The following is a 17,595-nucleotide window of genomic DNA, read 5'->3' as shown; positions in this document are numbered from 1 at the left end:
CTCTATCGGTTTAAGTCAGCGAATTTTTTACCCTGTGCCGCCATGTCCCGAAGCAGGTTTGGCACTTTCCAGTAATGATCATCATCCTTGGCATAGGCTTCAATCCGCTCGATCAACTTTTCTGCACCAATTTTATCGGCATAATGTAGTGGTCCCCCACGGTGGCGTGGAAACCCGTAGCCAAATAGAAATACCATATCGACATCGACAGGGCGCGCGGCAATCTTATCCTCTAGCACCCGCACAGCTTCACTGATCATCGCGGTCATATAGCGATCCACGATCTCATTTTCTGTGAAGGACTTTGGCGTCATCCCAAGCTTTGTGCGTGTTGCGTCAATTATGTTGCCGACCTCGGGGTTGGGGCGGATATCCGAGCTATCATAAAGATAATATCCCTGACCGGTTTTGCGGCCATACCAACCATTTTCACAAATTCTATCAGCGACATCACCAGCATAGCGATCTTGTTTTGAGCGGGTCGCAGCTTTGCGCTTTCGTGTCATCCAGCCGATATCCAATCCGGCCAAATCGCCCACTTTATGCGGTCCCATGGCAAAGCCGAAACGCTCTAGAGCTTCATCAACCTGCTCTGGGCTGGCGCCTTCCAACACCAAATAAGAAGCGGTTTTTGAGTAGTATGATAAAATACGATTGCCAATAAAGCCGTCGCAAACCCCTGCTTTAACGCCAATTTTGCGCAGTTTTTTAGCAAGTGCAAAGCCAGTGGCAACCACATCAGATGCTGTCTTATCCGCAACAACAATTTCCAAGAGTTTCATTACATGCGCAGGGGAAAAGAAGTGCAGACCAATGACGTCCTCGGGCCGCGCGGTCACGGCCGCTATTTCATTGATATCCAAATAGGATGTGTTGCTCGCCAGCACAGCGCCTTGTTTGCAAACAGCGTCCAGTTTGGTAAAGATTTCCTTTTTGATGGCCATATCTTCAAAGGCGGCTTCGATCACCAAATCCACATCGGCAAAATTACTGATCTCTAGGCTGCCATCAAGATTGGACAACACCATGTCAAATTTATCTTGCGATAGTTTTCCACGCTTGACCGCACCCTTTAGGTTTTTGGTGATAGTTGCCAAGCCGCGGTCTAGATTTTCTTGGGCTGTTTCCAGTAGTCTGACGGACAAGCCGGACAGTAAACAGGCCGTTGCAATTCCGGACCCCATGGTGCCGCCACCAATGATGCCTATTTTTGCAATGTCGCGGGTAGGCCCTTTGGCTTCGGGAATATTACTGACAGCACGTTCGCCGAAAAAAGCATGAATTAAGCCGGCTCGTTGCGGGGTGTCCATACATTCCATAAAGGCTTGCCGCTCGACCTTTAGGCCTTCAAGTATCGGCAAACTTGACGCACGGACAGCTTCGACACATTTGTGGGGTGAAAATAAGTGGGCTTTGGTGGCCAGTAACTTAGCTTCGATCTCATCCAAATGCGCGTGGTTTGGCTTGACCGAGATTTGATCTGTTCTGCGTGTCTTTAACCGACCGGCAACGACATCTTGAGCTGCATTTATAGCAACATCGCGCGCCTCTCCTTCGCCCAGTTGGTCAATCAGGCCCAATTCTAATGCTTCATCTGCGGGAATATGACGTCCAGAAAGGATCATTTCGAGCGCTGCAGGTATCCCTGCCAAACGCGGTGTGCGTTGCGTGCCGCCTGCGCCCGGCAATAAACCTAGGTGAATTTCTGGAAGCCCAAGCCGAAGGCCTTTGATACCAACGCGGGCATGGGTGCCCAGTGCAATTTCCAGCCCACCGCCCAAGGCCGTTCCATGCAGAATAGAAATTACCGGTGTGCTACTTTGTTCGATTGTATTGACAAGTTCCGGCAGAAACGGCGCCTGCGGCGGTTTGCCAAACTCCTTGATATCTGCGCCAGCAACGAATGTGCGTCCAGACCCATAAATCGCTATTGCTTTAATATCGCTCTGTGCTGTGCAAAACGCCATAGCGTCCTGCAAACCCTGCCGCAAAAGCTGCGATGCTGCGTTGACTGGTGGATTGTTTAGGCAAATCAGCGCGTAGTCGTCAGCTACTTCAATAGAAACGACTTGATTTATATCTTTTTGGTCCACTACCACATCTCTTTCACATTAATTTCCCACGGCCTAAAGTAGGCTACAGGCCTGCATGCGTCAATAAATCGCAAAAGGGTTTTGCATTGCAAAACGTAACGGAAATTTGGCAAAATACTGGATACTTGAGCGGTTTTAGTCTTCTAAAGGGGTTACGTCAAAGCCAATTCGAGTTTTTTCAACCTCATCACTTATGCGCCAAGATAACCCGGCCATTAGATCATCAAACACATGTGTACATAGAGCCTTGAGATCAAGCTCAGATTGAGTTGCTGCTTCGTACTCAAACTCTTTACCTAGAACGCCAACTTTGAGCCGATCACCATCTCGGTCTCCGTCGATTGCAAAAGTTGCGAATTGTCTTGGGTGATGGTCAGGTTGCGCCGCAAGCAACAGGCCAAGACCAAATTGAAACTTTCCTTCTGGAAAATGTGATAGTGCCTTCGCAAGACTTTCCTGTGCAAGATATCCCTTTTCGCGGTCCAAGCGCAGATATTGAAGATAGCTCTCGACGCCCTTTAAATCTGGATTTTTCTGAGGGATTTCTAAAAAGTTGATCAGCGCATTTACAATTTGTTCGGCAAAAATCATGTTCTGGTCGATGAAAGAATTATTTTCGTGCACTTGTGTTGTGTAAGCAGAATTTAATTGATCATAAAGTGACATATAGTATCCTTTGCAGCCTTTGTGCCCGCAAGCCTACCTTTATTGGGCGGCTGTGCAAATAGTGCCCTGATACCCCTAATAAGAGGGCCGCATCGCAAGGAACGTATAAATTGTTAGTCCAGCCAGCCCTTTAAATTGTCTTCAATTAAAGCGCTCAGCGCTCCTATGTGGGCATCTTCGTCGTTAAGGCAGGGAATATACATAAAATTTTCTCCTCCGGCGTGCTCAAAGCTTTCTTTGATTTCTTCATTGATCTCTTCGAGCGTTTCAATGCAATCCGCCGAAAAAGCGGGTGCAATAACGGCAATATTCTTCTTGCCCTCTTCGGCTGCCAGCCGTGCGACTTCCTTTACGGTGTAGGGCTTGAGCCATTCTTCTGGGCCAAACTTTGATTGGAAAGTGGTCATGATTTCACTGTCCGCCCAGCCCAGTTTTTCCTTTAGAAGCCGCGTGGTTTTCTGGCACTGGCAATGATAGGGATCGCCTTGCATCAAGTATCGCTTCGGCACACCATGGTAAGAGCAAACAAGTAAATCAGGCTTGATATTAGCATCTGCATAGGCCCGCTCAACTGAGCCGGCAAGGGCGTTTATATATCGCGGATCATCAAAATAAGGCGGCACGATGCGCGCTGCCGGCTGCCAGGTTTGCTGCATCAAGGAACGAAAAAACTCATCGTTAGCTGTAGCGCTGGTTGCGCCGGCGTAATGAGGGTAAAGCGGGAAAAAGAGGATTTTCTGGCATCCTGCCTTGGTCATCTTTTCGACTTTTGATTTGGTTGAGGGATTACCGTAGCGCATACAAAAATCCACCATAACATCTTCGCCGTACCGCGCGCGCATTGCATCGGTTATTTTTGCGGTCTGGTCCTTGGTGATTGTCATCAGCGGGCTTTCATCCGCTGCAGTATTCCAAATCGACTTGTAGGCGGCGCCTGAGCGAAACGGGCGTGAGGTCAGGATCACCAGCTGTAAGAGAGGTTGCCAGAGCCAAGGTGAATAATCAATAACGCGGCGGTCGGATAAAAATTCACCGAGATAGCGGCGCATCGACCAATAATCATGATGGTCAGGCGTACCCAGATTGGCCAAAAGAATACCAACCTTCTGCTTGGGTACCTTTGGATGATCTGCCGGGCTGTTATTTGGTCTTTTAGCTGGGGCAAGGGCGTCGGGCATGCGTGATATCCGGTTTGATGTAAGCGACGGTCAGGATGTAAGCTATTCTGGCACGGGGTCAATCTTTGAGTGGAACTTCTGGCACATTTAACGCCTCTGCCAGTCGCATTTTGGCAGAACCGGGCCGTAAAGGTTTGGGGTGGCTATCATCTGGCACCCAGCCAGTAACACATATTTGTTCATATGTGGCGGGCAATCGGCCATCGGGCAAACCGAAACGGGCACGGTATATTTCTTCGGCCTTTTGAAGCATGTGGCGGGTGGTGAATTGGCGTGATCGCGCCAATTGTGCATTTGTTTCACCCATTGAGCGAAGATCATGCATGAGATCATTCAGGCTAGGATAGGTTGCATTTACACTATGGCTGTCGGCAACTGGAAGATTAAAGCCTGCTCTTGAAAGCAACGCGCCCAAGTCACGAATATCAGCCATAGGCAATACTCGTGGGGACACACCACTGCGCACCAAGGTTTCTGCTTCGGACATAGCCGAGCGCAATTCGTTCAATGTCTTGCCGCCTAGCAAACTGGCCAAAAATAAACCATCAAGGCGTAGCGCGCGGCGACATTGGATCATTTGCCCGAGCGGGTCATTGGCCCAGTGTAGGGACATTGCGTGGATCACCAAGTCATTGCTCGCAGGTAGTAGGTTCAAAACCTCATCATCAGGCACAATTTGTGCTGTTGGAAAAGCTTCTGCCCAAGGCGCAGGGTGGCCGGTGACAATTGTGATATCCGTAAAGGGTTTGGTAATCATTTGAAGGCGATCTTGAAGATCAGTGATCGCTTCTTGATGCAAAAAATACCCACGGCCTGCTTTGGTACGGGCGCGGCGGCGTGCAAGTGACGTGCGGTCGATAAGTAACGGTGCTTTAGACATGAGAAACACATAGATGAATCGAGTCAATTTTCAAACTGCTTTACGCATGATTTACCCGCCCCGATGTCTACATTGTGGAAAGGTTGTAGAGAGCGACTTTGGTCTTTGCGGCAACTGTTGGGCCCAGATGCCATTTGCGTCCGGTGTCACCTGTAATCTATGCGGATCATCTTTAATGGGATCACCAACTGGCGACACTGCAATATGCGATGCTTGTATTTTGACCCCAAGGCCATGGCAGAATGGACGCGCCGCAATGATCTATCAAGGCACGGCGCGCAAGCTGGTGCTAGGACTTAAACACTCTGATCGCACCGATATCGCTGGTCCAGCTGGCCGCTGGATTGCGCAGGCCTGCCATGATATTTTAACGCCTGAGACAGTTGTAATGCCGGTCCCTTTGCATTGGTTTCGGCAGATGCGCCGGAAATATAATCAAGCCTGTCTTTTAGCATCTGCTCTCGCAAAGCACACAAACCTAACTTATATGCCAAATGCATTGAGACGGCCTGCTCACACGAGAGCCCTTGAAAAAGTTGATTTTGATGAAAGATATAAAAGGTTAAGCGCGTCTATTGAGATCAATAAAAGGCGAAAGAAGGCTCTTATGGGTAAACACGTTTTGATCGTGGATGATGTGATGACATCTGGTGCGACCTTGCACGCAGCAACACAAGCCTGTTTAAAAGCAGGCGCTTTAAATGTGAATGTGGCAGTACTAGCGCGCGCGGAAAAAAACCGTTAAATCGGTGACTGAGGCGGATTGTGAAATGAATAAAGTTGAAATCTATACCACCCAAACCTGCGGCTATTGCTATGCCGCCAAGCGGCTTTTGAACAAAAAAGGTGTATCCTTTAAAGAAGTTGATGTTGCAGGTGATCCGGCAAAAAGGGCAGAGATGACCAAACGATCAGAAGGTGGCCGCACCGTGCCGCAAATCTTTGTGGGTGATATACATGTCGGCGGGTGTGATGAACTTTACAGTCTAGAGCATGCTGGCAAGTTAGAGCCTCTCTTAAACGGGCTATGAAGGCGGCGCTGCTTCAACTTAATAGCTCGGATGATCCGAAGAAAAATTTAGATGCGACGCTTGCTTTGGTTGATGGTGCCCTAGCGCAGGGTGCGGAATTGATTTTAACACCTGAAGTAACCAATTGTGTCTCAACAAGTCGCCGTCATCAAGCAGATGTATTACAACTTGAGCAGGATGATATTACGCTGGCGGCGCTGCGCTCTGTTGCCTGCACTGCGAAAGTCTGGATCGTGATTGGATCATTGGCGTTGAAAACCAATGACCCGGATGGGCGCTTTGCCAATCGCAGCTTTGTCATCGATCCGGATGGCAATATCAAAGCACGTTATGATAAAATACATATGTTCGATGTTTCAATATCTGGCAGTGAAAGCTATCGTGAATCTGCTGGTTACCGCCCTGGAAATCAGGCAGTTATCTGCCAAACAGATGTTGGAATGATTGGATTAACTATCTGTTATGACCTTCGATTTCCAGTTTTATATCGCGATCTTGCATATTCTGGCGCACAAATTATTTCCGTTCCGTCGGCCTTTTCGGTGACCACAGGGCATGCGCATTGGGAAGCTTTGCTGAGAGCCCGTGCGATCGAAACGGGCTGCTATGTTTTGGCACCGGCCCAACATGGTGAACATTGCTGTAAAAATGGCCCTCCAAGAACCACCTATGGGCACACTTTGGCAGTCGCCCCATGGGGAGAGTTGCTAACACTTTTGGCAGAGGGAACGGGATTTTGTATGGTTGACATAAACCTTGGTGACGTTGACAGGGCACGTGCGCGTGTGCCATCGCTTTATAAGCAGAAAAGGTACTCTGGACCTGAACATGAGTGATGATCAAAGCCCGTTAGCCATTTCACTGTTCAGTGAGATTTTAACGATCGACCAGTTGCTACGAAATCGGTTGGCAAGGGTTTTGCCCAAGGGAATGGAGCTGTCGCATTTCTCGGTTCTCAACCAATTGGCAGGCCTCGGTGGGGAAAGAACACCTGCGCAACTGGCCAAGAGTTTTCATGTTACCCGCGGTGCAATGACCAATACCCTCAACAAGCTAGAGGTTGCAGGTTATATTCATGTGCGGCCCGACTGGGATGATGCGCGGCGTAAACTTGTGGCCTTAAGCCCGGCTGGTAAACGGGCGCGCGAAACAGCGCTGGCTGCCGTGGCCCCTGTTGTGTCCTCTTTTGTTGGAGAGTTGGGTACGCAAAAGCTGCGCACAGTATTGCCGGTTTTGCGTGACCTTAGACTGCGTCTGGAAGCCAACATATAAGCTTTGCATTTATCCAAGAAGATTTTGGGGCACTAAAGTGTTAATCGGTGCATTGGATGTATTTGAGTTATCTGAGAAAGTTGCTCGCTTGATGAATTTAAAGTGAAAAAAGGCAATTTGAGGATCTTTCAAACCAAAAATCAAACCTGTAGTGGTTTTGTCGCAACAAAGCCCTGATGTTTTTTGTATTAAAGGTACGAAATTTTATCGATCTGGATTGAATCATATGTTCACATTCTACATATACATCTGGTAAAAGAGGGTTAGTTTTAAGTTGGTTAGGCGAGCTGGCTGAGAGTTGACGCCAAAGGGTGTGTGGGGACAAGAAATTGAAGGCAATTGCCAGCGCAATTTTTCTAATGGCTTTATGGCTATTGATGTCTGGTGTCTATAAGCCGCTTGTTATCGGATTTGGGCTTGGTTCAGTTTTTTTAATCATGATTATTCTTTGGCGCATGGACAAGGTTGATGGCGATCATGTTCAAATTCGGCTAAACCCATTACGGTTTTTGGGTTACATCATCTGGCTCTTCGGAGAAATTGCAAAGTCCAATTGGGCGGTGACCCGCGTGATACTGTCGCCTGTAATGCCAATCCGCCAAAAAATGTTGGTTGTTCCTCAAAGTCAAAAAACCGACCTTGCTCAGGTTATATTTGCCAACTCTATTACTTTGACACCCGGAACAATTACAGTTGAAACAGAAGAAAACGGGCTCTTGGTTCACGCCTTAAGTTATTGTCCTGAGGATGATGCCTCATTGGCGGATATGGACCGCCGAGTGAGCGCTGTTGAAACAGAGGGGCTAAGATAATGTTTGCTCTTGCAGCTCTTGCGGTTTTTGCAGCAATGTTTTTGGTTTTAGCCAGATTGATCAAAGGGCCCACCTTGTATGATCGGGTGCTGGCCGTTAACGCATTTGGAACCAAAACGGTTCTGTTTATTGGCGTGGTTGGTTTTTTGGCTGGGCGGCCTGATTTCCTTGATATCGCCCTGCTCTACGCGCTGATAAATTTTGTCGGCACCATCGCGGTGCTAAAGTTTTTCCGCTACCGTTCTATTGGTGATGTGATGTGGACACCCCCGAAAGAGGAAAACAACAAATGAGCGGTTGGCAACTTTTTATTGAAATCTTAAGCTGGGCATTGATTTCAGCCGGGTCCTTTTTTGTTATAGTTGGCGCTATTGGTGTCTATCGTTTCCCCGACTTTTGGACGCGTCTTCATGCGGCCTCTGTTGCCGAGTCGGCCGGAGTGATTTTGTTGTTGACCGGAATGATGGTGCAGGCTGGCTGGGGTTTGATTGCAGTCAAACTGTTGATCATTGGCGTATTCTTATTTATCACCGGCCCGACCTCGACGCATGCGGTGGCAAATGCGGCCTTGGTGTCTGGTTTGCGCCCGAAGAATTCTGATGATGGTTCAAGCGACGACCCTGATGCCGCATAACCAAATCGAGACAGGCGTAAGAATAAAAACTACAGGTGCAAAATAGAAACCTTTATCAACATAACGCTTTTTGTCGTGCTAACGGTTATCGCGCTGGCGGTTGTGCGCACCCGAAGTTTGTTTGCGGTTGTCACGCTATCGGGCGTGTTTAGCCTTGTCTCCGCGTTGTTGTTTGTCACTATGGATGCAGTTGATGTGGCCTTTACCGAAGCGGCGGTTGGGGCAGGAATTTCCACTGTTTTAATGCTTGGCACGCTGGCCTTGACTGCGCGATCAGAGCGCAGCTCAAATCGCTCGTCATTTGTCCCATTAATGGCAGTTTTAGTGACTGGAGCCGCGCTTGTTTATGGCACGCTTGACATGCCAAGTTTCGGCCAAAGCGATGCGCCAGCCCAAATCCATGTTGGGCCAGACTATCTAGAGCGTATTCCACACGAAATCGGTGTGCCCAATGCGGTCACAGCAATTCTGGCGTCATATCGCGGCTATGATACGCTTGGCGAAACAGCCGTTGTGTTTGCTGCCGGCATTGGCGTCTTGATGCTGATAAGCGGGCTGCGTACCCGCCGAAGAAAAGAGGAAGATGATCCCGACACAGGGGGGTCTGCGTAATGCGCCATCATCTTATCTTGCGCGTGATCACCAAGCTGTTGGTTGGCACAATTTTCCTTTTTGCCCTGTATGTCCAATTTCATGGGGATTATTCCCCAGGCGGTGGATTTCAGGCGGGTGTGATTATGGCCGCCGGGTTCATTCTTTATGGGCTCGTATTTACGCTCGACAAAGCCCAGCAAGTATTTCCGCCTTGGCTGGTGCATAAGTTGATTGCCCTAGGGGTACTAATTTATGCCGCCACAGGGATTTATAGCCTGTTTGCTGGTTATGCTTATCTTGATTACGCAGCACTTGCACCGCACCATCCCGAACATGGTCAGCATTACGGAATATTGATCGTAGAACTGGGCGTTGGCATTACCGTGACCGCAGTCATGGTTGCGGTCTATTATGCGTTTGCGTCCAGAGCGCCAGTTCTAAGCGATGAGGACTGGTGATAATGGATAGTGGGACTTTGGACTTTATCGTCGGGCATTTGAATTATTGGCTGTTCATTCTCTTGATGATGACCGGGCTTTATATTGTCGTTGCCAAAGGCAATCTGGTGAAAAAAATCGTTGGCCTGAATATTTTTCAGACCTCGGTTTTTATGCTTTATATTTCAATCGGGAAAGTCACAGGCGGTACCGCGCCTATCTTTCCTTTGGATATGAAAGTGGACCCAGATGTTGTCTACTCAAATCCACTGCCGCATGTTTTGATCCTTACAGCGATTGTTGTTGGTATTGCCACAACCTCGCTGGGATTGGCGTTGATCATCCGGATCCGTGAAGAATACCATTCCATCGAAGAAGACCAGATTGCCGAGATTGAAAATGCGGTGCTGAAAAGTGAGCAGTGGGCATCAGAGCAGGCTGCAGGAGAGCACAGCTGATGGCCACCCAAGAAGTTCACCACGTTGCGCTTACATTGACGGACCATCTGCCGATTCTCGAAGTTTTGGTGCCGTTTGTTGCCGCACCATTGGTGGTGGTTCTGGGCAGCCGCCGGCTGGCATGGCCAATAGCTTTTGCCGCAAGTGCGATATCATTTGTAATTGCCTGTTTGCTGCTGCTTCAGGTTCTCGATGGCAGTTACATATCCTATCATATCGGGGGCTGGGCGCCGCCCTTGGGCATTGAGTACCGTGTAGATGCCGCCAATGCATTTGTGCTGTTTTTAGTTTCCGGCATTAGCACAGTGATCCTGCCTTATGCCCGTGCCAGCTTTGAAGCAGAAATACCGCGCCGCAGCTCAACCTTGCTGTATGCGCTATATTTGCTGTGTCTGACCGGGCTTTTGGGTGTTGTGATTACGGGGGATGCCTTTAACGTCTTTGTGTTTTTGGAAATCTCGTCTTTGTCCACCTATGTGCTCATTGCACAGGGATCGCATCGTGACAAACGGGCTTTGACGGCTGCTTATGATTATCTGATCATGGGCACGATCGGCGCGACATTTTTTGTCATAGGGATCGGCTTTCTTTACATGGCGACTGGCACGTTGAATATGGCTGATCTGGCCGAGCGGATCGCCAACCAATCAGACAGCCGAACGGTCCGCGCAGCCTTTGCCTTTATCGTCGTCGGCGTCGGACTTAAAGTCGCAATTTATCCGCTGCATCTTTGGCTTCCAAATGCCTATACATTTGCGCCCTCAGCAATCACTGCGTTTTTGGCTGGAACAGCGACCAAAGTGGCAATCTATGTCCTTCTTCGGTTTATGTTCAGTGTGTTCCAACCGGGATTTATTTCTCAGGTTCCAACACTTGAAGTTATCATTTTGCCGTTTGCATTGGTGGCTATGTTTGCAGCGTCTTTGACGGCAATCTTTCAACGCGACCTTAAGCGTATGCTGGCCTATTCCAGTATTGCACAGATCGGATATATGCTGCTTGGCATCGCATTTTTCTCACAAGCCGGCTTGATGGCCACTATGATCCAACTGTTCAACCACGGAATTACCAAAGCGGCTTTGTTTATGGGCGTTGGTATTTTCGTGCTTCGATCAGGTGGGTCGTTCTATTATCATTTGAACGGCCTTGGCAAAACCATGCCATGGACCAGCGCGGCCATGGTCATCGCGGGGATGTCCTTAATTGGTATTCCTGGAACTGCTGGATTTATCAGCAAATGGTTGTTGGTGCAGGCAGCGCTTGAGGCCGGGTGGTGGCCGATTGCAGTGCTGATTGTTGCCTCTTCGTTGTTGGCAGTGATCTATGTTTGGCGGGTGATCGAAACGCTTTATCTGACTGAACCGTCGCAAGAAGTAACTGCGCGTGAAGCGCCCTTGAGCATGTTGATCCCGCTATGGATCATGGCGCTTGCATGTATTTATTTTGGTCTTGATAGCGATTTGACCCTGAGTGCGTCTAAAACTGCGGCCGAAGGACTTTTGGCCGGGTCAACGGGTATGGAGTAGGGCAGGCGATGGGAATGGACACCTCAACAGCTATACTTTTGTCAATGATCCTGCCGGCTGTGGCAGTTGTACTAAATTTGGTATTGCGCCACCGTGATAATCTGCGCGATGGGCTGACCTTTGTGATCGCAGCAGCAACTTTTGCGGTGGTATTGGTCATTCTTTACAATGTGGGCAGTCAAACAACCGCGCCTTTGGTTCTATTTGAAGTGCTGCCGGGGCTTGATCTTGCCTTTAATGTTGAACCCCTGGGCTTGATGTTTGCGCTTTTGGCGTCGGGTTTGTGGATGGTCACGCATATCTACGCCATAGGCTATATGCGCACCAATAAAGAAAAGCACCACGCCCGTTTCTTTGCCTGTTTTTCTTTTGCGATCTTCTCGGTGATGGGCATTGCCTTTGCCGCCAATATGTTCACCTTGTTCTTGTTTTACGAAGCACTGACGCTATCGACCTATCCTTTGGTTGCGCATAAAGGCACGCCAGAAGCAATCAAGGGTGCCCGTACATATTTAGGGGTTCTGATTTCAACCTCAATCGGGTTGCAGCTTGTGGCAATTATCTGGACCTTTGGCCTAACCGGAACGCTGGACTTCACCCACGGCGGTATTTTGCAAGACCATATTGCAGGGCCGATGGCCGCGCTTTTGCTTGCGCTTTATGCTTTTGGAATTGGCAAGGCTGCATTGATGCCATTTCACCGCTGGTTGCCGGCGGCCATGGTGGCCCCGACCCCGGTGAGCGCGCTGCTGCATGCTGTGGCCGTGGTCAAAGCTGGCGTCTTTACCATGCTAAAAATTGGGGTCTATATCTTTGGCATCGACTTTCTCGCAACAACTGGCGCATCGGTTTGGCTGATGTGGCTGGCAGCGTTTTCGATTGTTGCAGCCTCGGTCATTGCGATGACCAAAGACAATCTTAAAGCGCGTCTTGCCTATTCAACCATAAGTCAGCTGAGCTATGTCACGCTCGGGATGGCGTTGGCCACCAGCATGGGCATTGTTGGCGGCGGGCTACATGTGGTGATGCATGCAATGGGTAAAATCACTCTTTTCATGTGCGCCGGTTCAATTTACGTAGCTACCCGTAAAACCGAAATTAGCGATATGAGCGGGTTAGGGCGCGCGATGCCGATTACATTCGGTGCATTTCTAATCGGTGCTCTGTCTATTATCGGATTGCCTCCGCTTGGGGGATCTTGGAGTAAATGGCTGTTGATGATGGGTGCAGTGGATACAGGCCAGATGATCATCATTGCCGTGCTCTTGGTCAGCTCTTTACTGAATGTAGCCTATTTAATGCCGATCGTTGGAAAAGGCTTTTTTATACGTGATAATGCTACTGCCGTGCCGGTTAAAAATCTTGAAACATCACCTTTCGTCTGGGGGCCGCCAGCATTCACGGCGCTTGGATGTGTGGTTCTGTTTTTCTTTGCTGGCTATATTGAAGCGTTTTTAATGCCACTTGGCGCGACCAACTGAGGAGAGTTTGATGGACCGAAAGCCCGCTGACAATCCCGACAGCTACCCACCACTGGGTCGGGTGCTTATGTGGTGTACAGACCCGGCAAATGCAAACAAGATTTTTGGAGCATTGGCCGTGATATGTCTGATGACGTTTTTGGCTGATTTTACCTATAAGAAATATGGACATTTTGCAGTCGAATACATCCCCGGATTTTATGCCGCCTATGGCTTTTTGATGTTCACCGCGCTCATCCTCGCGGCCAAGACCTTGCGGATTTTTATCAAACGGCCCGAGGACTTCTATGGCGAGAAAGCCATTGATAGCGAAAGCTACCCTGAGGAAGAATTAGAGCAGGTGGGCCATGATGATGCTTAACCTGATGCCAACAGCATTTTTGTTTATTGCGGCTGCGTTTTTATTGCTTGCTTTGCCCAAAGGCCCGCTGCGTGCAGCTTTGCTTTTGTTGGTGCCCTTGGTTGCCGGCGCTCAAGTTTGGTCCTTGCCAGAGGGAACTTACGGCCAATTTGATTTGCTTGGACTGACACTGGACACCATGCGGGTGGATAAGCTGTCACGCATTTTTGCGCTGATTTTCTGTATTGCTGCGTTTTTAGGCAATCTTTACGCATGGCATGTGCGCGATACGGTGCAACAGCTTGCGGCATTGCTTTACGCCGGTGCTGCCATCGGGGCGGTCTTTGCCGGTGATTTGATCACTTTGTTTATCTACTGGGAAGCCACTGCGATCACATCTGTGTTTTTGATCTGGGCGCGGCGCACCGAAGGGGCGTATCACACCGGAATGCGCTACCTGATTATCCAGATTACATCGGGCGTGATCTTGCTGGCAGGCACAGCGCTTTTGTACCGCGAAACCCAGTCTATCGCCTTTGAGGCTATGACGCTGGGAAGTTTGGGCACATGGCTCATCTTTATCTCGTTCGGGATGAAATGTGCCTTTCCGTTGCTGCACAACTGGCTTCAGGACAGTTATCCGGCGGCCACGGTCACCGGCACGGTGATCCTTTCTGCCTTTACCACCAAATTGGCGGTATATTCACTGGCACGCGGATTTGCTGGGACCGAGATACTTATTTATATTGGCGCTGTGATGACCTTATTCCCAATTTTCTTTGCGGAGATTGAAAATGATTTGCGCCGGGTTCTGGCCTATAGCCTAAACAACCAACTTGGCTTTATGGTTGTGGGCATTGGGGTCGGCACCGAAATGGCGCTGAACGGCACGGCATCACATGCCTTTGCGCATATTCTTTACAAAGCGCTTTTATTCATGAGCGTTGGAGCTGTTCTGTTTCGAACTGGGACATCAAAGGCCTCAGAACTGGGCGGGTTGTGCCGCACTATGCCGCGCACAGCAATCTTCTGCCTAATCGGGGCTGCATCGATTTCCGCCTTTCCGCTGTTTTCCGGCTTTGTGACGAAATCATTGATCTTGGATGAAACTGCGAACGAACATTATCCAATTATTTGGGCTATTCTTGTTTTTGCATCAGCAGGTGTGCTGTCGCATTCAGGCATTAAAATACCCTACTTTACATTTTTCAGTCACGACAGTGGCCTACGCCCGAAAGAAGCCCCTGTTCATATGCAGCTAGCAATGGGGATCACCGCGTTTCTTTGTATTTTCATAGGGGTTTACCCCGATACGCTTTATGCGCTTCTGCCTTATGATGTCGAATATCATCCCTACACAATGGCGCATGTGGTTGGACAGCTTCAATTGCTGTGTTTTGCATTGCTGGCTTTTGCAGTGTTGATGCGCAGTGGCATTCATCCCCCTGAAATACGTGCGGTTAATTTGGATGTTGACTGGATTTACCGCCGGCTCCTTCCACGACTTTTGGGTGGTGTATCACAGGGCCTTTCACAGGCCTGGGCAAATCTTAGTAGTAATGTTCAGTTGGGGCTTAGCCGTATTGTTGCGATTTTATTTCAACTTTATGGACCAAATACAGGGGTTGCAAAAGTTCTACCCACCGGGTCAATGGTGGTTTGGATCGCAATATTGCTGGGCTTGGTTTTAGTTGTGAATTACATCTAGCCTAGCCGTGTTTACCCGTATGTTTTTACGAAGATTTCTGCTAACTTAATGCGGCCAACCTTTGCCAATTACCTTAGCTATTTTGGCACTCCAATTGCAACATCTCTAAATTAATTAATTTTCGGCAAAAAATAGACATATTTGATCTATATTTGCCATACTTAGATTAAATTAACTCCCCTGTTTTATAGTTATAAAGCAAATATCTAGACAGACGTGGTCCGCAGTTTACATGTTAGAATTCAATAATGTCAGCAAGTCCTTTTGGACAGGCACTCAGCGAAAAGTTATTCTTGATCGTGTCTCGTTCAGGGTTGAATTAGGGACGTCCTTGGGTATTTTAGCGCCAAATGGAACTGGTAAGACCACATTGATTAAAATGATGGCTGGTCTGGAAAAACCCGATGAAGGTACCATCAACCGATATTGCAACGTCTCATTTCCTTTGGGGTTTATGGGCGGTGTTGTGAACCGGCATACGGCGCAGGAAAATTGTCGCTATATCGCCAAGCTTTATGGATTAGATCCCGATTACGTCGAATCCTATTGCCGATGGCTCTGCAATTTGGATGAATATTTTGATCAACCGCTCGGCGTATATTCATCTGGAATGCGCGCACGGTTTACCTTTTCGCTTATGCTGGCGCTGGATTTTGACATCTACCTTATCGACGAAGGCATGCCGAACAGCACGGATGTCAGTTTCAATAAAAAGGCTGGTGATATTTTGGCCGAGCGACTGCGTACAACGACCATTATTATCGTATCGCATCAAGCAGAAATTCTTGAAAAATATGCAACACAGGCCGCCGTCCTGTTGTCCGGAAAATTGCATTTGTTCGATAACCTAGAGCAGGCAAAGCAGTTATATGACTATGAAACACAAAATTGAAAAATACCGTATAAAGGGCCTTGCCTCAAAGCTTGCACAGCGCGGCAACCAAGAAGACTCTGAGCAAACGCATCAGTCGCAGAAGTCTTTCAATAATGTTGCAAAAGGGTCTGGAGCAGCCACAGCGCAAGCCGCGCAAAACACCATTAATCAGGATTTAGAGGCAGTTAGGCAGGAAGGCTTAAACGCTCGGCAGTTGCGTATGGCGCGCCGAACGGCTCAAAATCATGGGTTGCCGTTTGAGACGGATCATGAAGCAGTTCTGAAACTACGGATGCAGGGTATTGATCCTTTTGAGCGCGGGAATGTTTTGGATATCCAAGCAAAGACCGATTTACCTTCGCAGGATGGAAAAAAACAGTTACCGCAGAAAATTGCCTTGTCAAAAGTTCCAGCGGTTTTAACAAAAACATCTGATCCAAATCCGGGGGTCAGGCGCGCTGCAGAGATTATGGCACTGCAAAAAGACATGATTAGGCGCAGGCGGCGTAATATTTTGATGCTGGTATTGCGCTTGGCTGCGTTTATATTTTTGCCAACTCTTATGTCTGGTTACTATTTTTCCAGTTTGGCAACGCCGATGTATTCAACAAAATCTGCGTTCCAAATAGACAAAGCGGATAGCGGAATTGGTGGCGCTGGGGGGCTGTTGTCGGGCACATCGTTTGCAACAACTCAGGATGCGATCACGGTGCAAACCTTCCTTGAATCCAAAGAAGCAATGCTGCGGCTTGATAGAGATGCAGGTTTTAAGGACCATTTCGGTGCGCAATTCATTGATGTTCTCCAAAGACTGCCAGAAAATGCAAGTAATGAGTCCGCTTATAAAATCTATAAAAAACGAATAAAATTAGGGTTTGACCCCACCGAGGGTGTTGTGAACATGGAAGTCATCTCGGCCAATCCTGAAGTGAGCGTTGCATTTTCCAGAGCCCTAATTACCTATGCCGAAGAAAAAGTTGATGGTCTTTCTCAACGCAAGAAGAAAAATCAATTAGCTGATGCTAAGGAATCTCTTCAAAGTGCGATGGAAGAACGCCGAAAAGCCCAGGAAGCGCTCGTTGAGTTGCAACAATCCACTCTATTAGACCCTGAGGCTTATGCAGCCAGTCTTCGTTCACAAATAACAACTTTAGAGCAACAAATTCTTAGCAAAGAATTACAACTCGAAGCTCTTTTGGATAATTTAAAGCCCAACGAGTCGCGTGTTTCAGGTGTGCGTGCTGATATTCGGCGGCTCCGGCAGGCAAAAATTGATACCGAAGAGACAATAAAGGCCCCGATGGATAACGGCATGACATTGGCAGAACTGCTTTCACGAATACAGGTATCTATGGCCGATGTAGCAACCCGGGATATGATGTTTCAATCTTCCCTAGAGCATTTGCGCGCAACCGAAAGTGATGCCACATCTCAATCCCGTTATTTAACGCTTGCGGTTGAACCGGTCAGTGCAGAAAGCGCAAGCCACCCGCATGCTTTTGAAGATACACTTACAGTTCTTTTAATTCTATGCGGGATTTATCTTCTGATTTCCATCACGGCATCGATTTTACGCGAGCAAGTTAACTAAGGGCGCTCCGCTGTTGATCT

General features: G+C 48.5%; 20 protein-coding genes. 16 read left to right on the top strand and 4 right to left on the bottom strand.

The features are described 5' to 3' along the window. Positions 1-2: 2 nt before the first annotated feature. The 4 genes from GN278_16730 to GN278_16715 all read right to left on the bottom strand — a co-directional run bounded on the left by GN278_16730 (position 3) and on the right by GN278_16715 (position 4,817). Positions 3-2,078 (bottom strand): 3-hydroxyacyl-CoA dehydrogenase, encoded by a 2,076-nt coding sequence (locus GN278_16730; protein XAT62722.1) that lies wholly within the window; start codon positions 2,076-2,078, stop codon positions 3-5. Positions 2,079-2,228: 150 nt separating this feature from the next. Next, on the bottom strand, positions 2,229-2,759 hold the full coding sequence (locus GN278_16725; protein XAT62265.1) for a hypothetical protein: 531 nt from the start codon (positions 2,757-2,759) through the stop codon (positions 2,229-2,231). Positions 2,760-2,872: 113 nt separating this feature from the next. After that, on the bottom strand, positions 2,873-3,937 hold the full coding sequence (locus GN278_16720) for a ferrochelatase (protein XAT62264.1): 1,065 nt from the start codon (positions 3,935-3,937) through the stop codon (positions 2,873-2,875). 58 nt (positions 3,938-3,995) lie between these two features. Further along, the gene (locus tag GN278_16715; protein ID XAT62263.1) at positions 3,996-4,817 is read right to left on the bottom strand and encodes an SAM-dependent methyltransferase; all 822 of its coding nucleotides are present in this window, start codon (positions 4,815-4,817) and stop codon (positions 3,996-3,998) included. A gap of 13 nt (positions 4,818-4,830) precedes the next feature. Here GN278_16715 and GN278_16710 point away from each other — a divergent pair, with 13 nt between their 5' ends. The 16 genes from GN278_16710 to GN278_16635 all read left to right on the top strand — a co-directional run bounded on the left by GN278_16710 (position 4,831) and on the right by GN278_16635 (position 17,575). Beyond that, positions 4,831-5,562: a ComF family protein gene (locus GN278_16710; protein ID XAT62262.1), complete on the top strand. Its 732-nt coding sequence runs from the start codon at positions 4,831-4,833 to the stop codon at positions 5,560-5,562. 25 nt (positions 5,563-5,587) lie between these two features. Continuing rightward, positions 5,588-5,848 (top strand): glutaredoxin 3, encoded by a 261-nt coding sequence (grxC, locus tag GN278_16705; protein ID XAT62261.1) that lies wholly within the window; start codon positions 5,588-5,590, stop codon positions 5,846-5,848. Continuing rightward, a complete protein-coding gene (locus GN278_16700) occupies positions 5,845-6,684 on the top strand; it encodes a carbon-nitrogen hydrolase family protein (protein ID XAT62260.1) in 840 nt (279 codons plus the stop codon). Before grxC ends, GN278_16700 begins: the two co-directional genes overlap by 4 nt. Beyond that, a complete protein-coding gene (locus GN278_16695; protein XAT62259.1) occupies positions 6,677-7,120 on the top strand; it encodes a MarR family transcriptional regulator in 444 nt (147 codons plus the stop codon). The genes GN278_16700 and GN278_16695 overlap by 8 nt, the downstream gene beginning before the upstream one ends. Before the next feature lie 359 nt (positions 7,121-7,479). After that, the gene (locus GN278_16690) at positions 7,480-7,932 is read left to right on the top strand and encodes a hypothetical protein (protein ID XAT62721.1); all 453 of its coding nucleotides are present in this window, start codon (positions 7,480-7,482) and stop codon (positions 7,930-7,932) included. Beyond that, on the top strand, positions 7,932-8,225 hold the full coding sequence (locus GN278_16685; GenBank protein ID XAT62258.1) for a pH regulation protein F: 294 nt from the start codon (positions 7,932-7,934) through the stop codon (positions 8,223-8,225). Before GN278_16690 ends, GN278_16685 begins: the two co-directional genes overlap by 1 nt. Then, a complete protein-coding gene (locus GN278_16680; GenBank protein ID XAT62257.1) occupies positions 8,222-8,566 on the top strand; it encodes a sodium:proton antiporter in 345 nt (114 codons plus the stop codon). The genes GN278_16685 and GN278_16680 overlap by 4 nt, the downstream gene beginning before the upstream one ends. A 75-nt stretch (positions 8,567-8,641) precedes the next feature. Beyond that, entirely contained in the window at positions 8,642-9,178 is a 537-nt protein-coding gene (locus GN278_16675; GenBank protein XAT62256.1) for a DUF4040 domain-containing protein, read from the top strand. Then, entirely contained in the window at positions 9,178-9,618 is a 441-nt protein-coding gene (locus GN278_16670; GenBank protein ID XAT62255.1) for a Na(+)/H(+) antiporter subunit B, read from the top strand. The genes GN278_16675 and GN278_16670 overlap by 1 nt, the downstream gene beginning before the upstream one ends. A 2-nt stretch (positions 9,619-9,620) precedes the next feature. Further along, positions 9,621-10,055 (top strand): Na+/H+ antiporter subunit C, encoded by a 435-nt coding sequence (locus tag GN278_16665; GenBank protein ID XAT62254.1) that lies wholly within the window; start codon positions 9,621-9,623, stop codon positions 10,053-10,055. Beyond that, on the top strand, positions 10,055-11,581 hold the full coding sequence (locus tag GN278_16660) for a monovalent cation/H+ antiporter subunit D family protein (GenBank protein XAT62253.1): 1,527 nt from the start codon (positions 10,055-10,057) through the stop codon (positions 11,579-11,581). The genes GN278_16665 and GN278_16660 overlap by 1 nt, the downstream gene beginning before the upstream one ends. A 14-nt stretch (positions 11,582-11,595) precedes the next feature. Further along, a complete protein-coding gene (locus tag GN278_16655) occupies positions 11,596-13,062 on the top strand; it encodes a monovalent cation/H+ antiporter subunit D family protein (GenBank protein XAT62252.1) in 1,467 nt (488 codons plus the stop codon). 10 nt (positions 13,063-13,072) lie between these two features. Beyond that, positions 13,073-13,423, top strand: coding sequence for a hypothetical protein (locus GN278_16650; protein ID XAT62251.1), 351 nt, complete (start codon positions 13,073-13,075; stop codon positions 13,421-13,423). Continuing rightward, the gene (locus GN278_16645) at positions 13,416-15,110 is read left to right on the top strand and encodes a Na(+)/H(+) antiporter subunit D (GenBank protein XAT62720.1); all 1,695 of its coding nucleotides are present in this window, start codon (positions 13,416-13,418) and stop codon (positions 15,108-15,110) included. Before GN278_16650 ends, GN278_16645 begins: the two co-directional genes overlap by 8 nt. Before the next feature lie 232 nt (positions 15,111-15,342). Further along, entirely contained in the window at positions 15,343-16,002 is a 660-nt protein-coding gene (locus GN278_16640; GenBank protein XAT62250.1) for an ATP-binding cassette domain-containing protein, read from the top strand. Then, positions 15,980-17,575, top strand: coding sequence for a capsule biosynthesis protein (locus GN278_16635; GenBank protein XAT62249.1), 1,596 nt, complete (start codon positions 15,980-15,982; stop codon positions 17,573-17,575). Before GN278_16640 ends, GN278_16635 begins: the two co-directional genes overlap by 23 nt. Positions 17,576-17,595: the final 20 nt, after the last annotated feature.

Source organism: Rhodobacteraceae bacterium Araon29 (assembly GCA_039640505.1).
Classification (GTDB): domain Bacteria; phylum Pseudomonadota; class Alphaproteobacteria; order Rhodobacterales; family Rhodobacteraceae; genus CABZJG01.
This window is presented reverse-complemented; position numbering and strand designations above follow the sequence as displayed.

Coding starts and splice junctions, on each gene's coding strand:
- GN278_16695 (XAT62259.1), top strand. CDS start 6,677: ATGAGTGATGATCAAAGCCCGTTAGCCATTTCACTGTTCAGTGAGATT.
- GN278_16665 (XAT62254.1), top strand. CDS start 9,621: ATGGATAGTGGGACTTTGGACTTTATCGTCGGGCATTTGAATTATTGG.
- GN278_16715 (XAT62263.1), bottom strand. CDS start 4,817: ATGTCTAAAGCACCGTTACTTATCGACCGCACGTCACTTGCACGCCGC.
- GN278_16685 (XAT62258.1), top strand. CDS start 7,932: ATGTTTGCTCTTGCAGCTCTTGCGGTTTTTGCAGCAATGTTTTTGGTT.
- GN278_16650 (XAT62251.1), top strand. CDS start 13,073: ATGGACCGAAAGCCCGCTGACAATCCCGACAGCTACCCACCACTGGGT.
- GN278_16725 (XAT62265.1), bottom strand. CDS start 2,759: ATGTCACTTTATGATCAATTAAATTCTGCTTACACAACACAAGTGCAC.
- GN278_16645 (XAT62720.1), top strand. CDS start 13,416: ATGCTTAACCTGATGCCAACAGCATTTTTGTTTATTGCGGCTGCGTTT.
- GN278_16670 (XAT62255.1), top strand. CDS start 9,178: ATGCGCCATCATCTTATCTTGCGCGTGATCACCAAGCTGTTGGTTGGC.
- grxC (XAT62261.1), top strand. CDS start 5,588: ATGAATAAAGTTGAAATCTATACCACCCAAACCTGCGGCTATTGCTAT.
- GN278_16640 (XAT62250.1), top strand. CDS start 15,343: ATGTTAGAATTCAATAATGTCAGCAAGTCCTTTTGGACAGGCACTCAG.
- GN278_16660 (XAT62253.1), top strand. CDS start 10,055: ATGGCCACCCAAGAAGTTCACCACGTTGCGCTTACATTGACGGACCAT.
- GN278_16690 (XAT62721.1), top strand. CDS start 7,480: ATGGCTTTATGGCTATTGATGTCTGGTGTCTATAAGCCGCTTGTTATC.
- GN278_16700 (XAT62260.1), top strand. CDS start 5,845: ATGAAGGCGGCGCTGCTTCAACTTAATAGCTCGGATGATCCGAAGAAA.
- GN278_16720 (XAT62264.1), bottom strand. CDS start 3,937: ATGCCCGACGCCCTTGCCCCAGCTAAAAGACCAAATAACAGCCCGGCA.
- GN278_16710 (XAT62262.1), top strand. CDS start 4,831: ATGAATCGAGTCAATTTTCAAACTGCTTTACGCATGATTTACCCGCCC.
- GN278_16655 (XAT62252.1), top strand. CDS start 11,596: ATGGACACCTCAACAGCTATACTTTTGTCAATGATCCTGCCGGCTGTG.
- GN278_16680 (XAT62257.1), top strand. CDS start 8,222: ATGAGCGGTTGGCAACTTTTTATTGAAATCTTAAGCTGGGCATTGATT.
- GN278_16635 (XAT62249.1), top strand. CDS start 15,980: ATGACTATGAAACACAAAATTGAAAAATACCGTATAAAGGGCCTTGCC.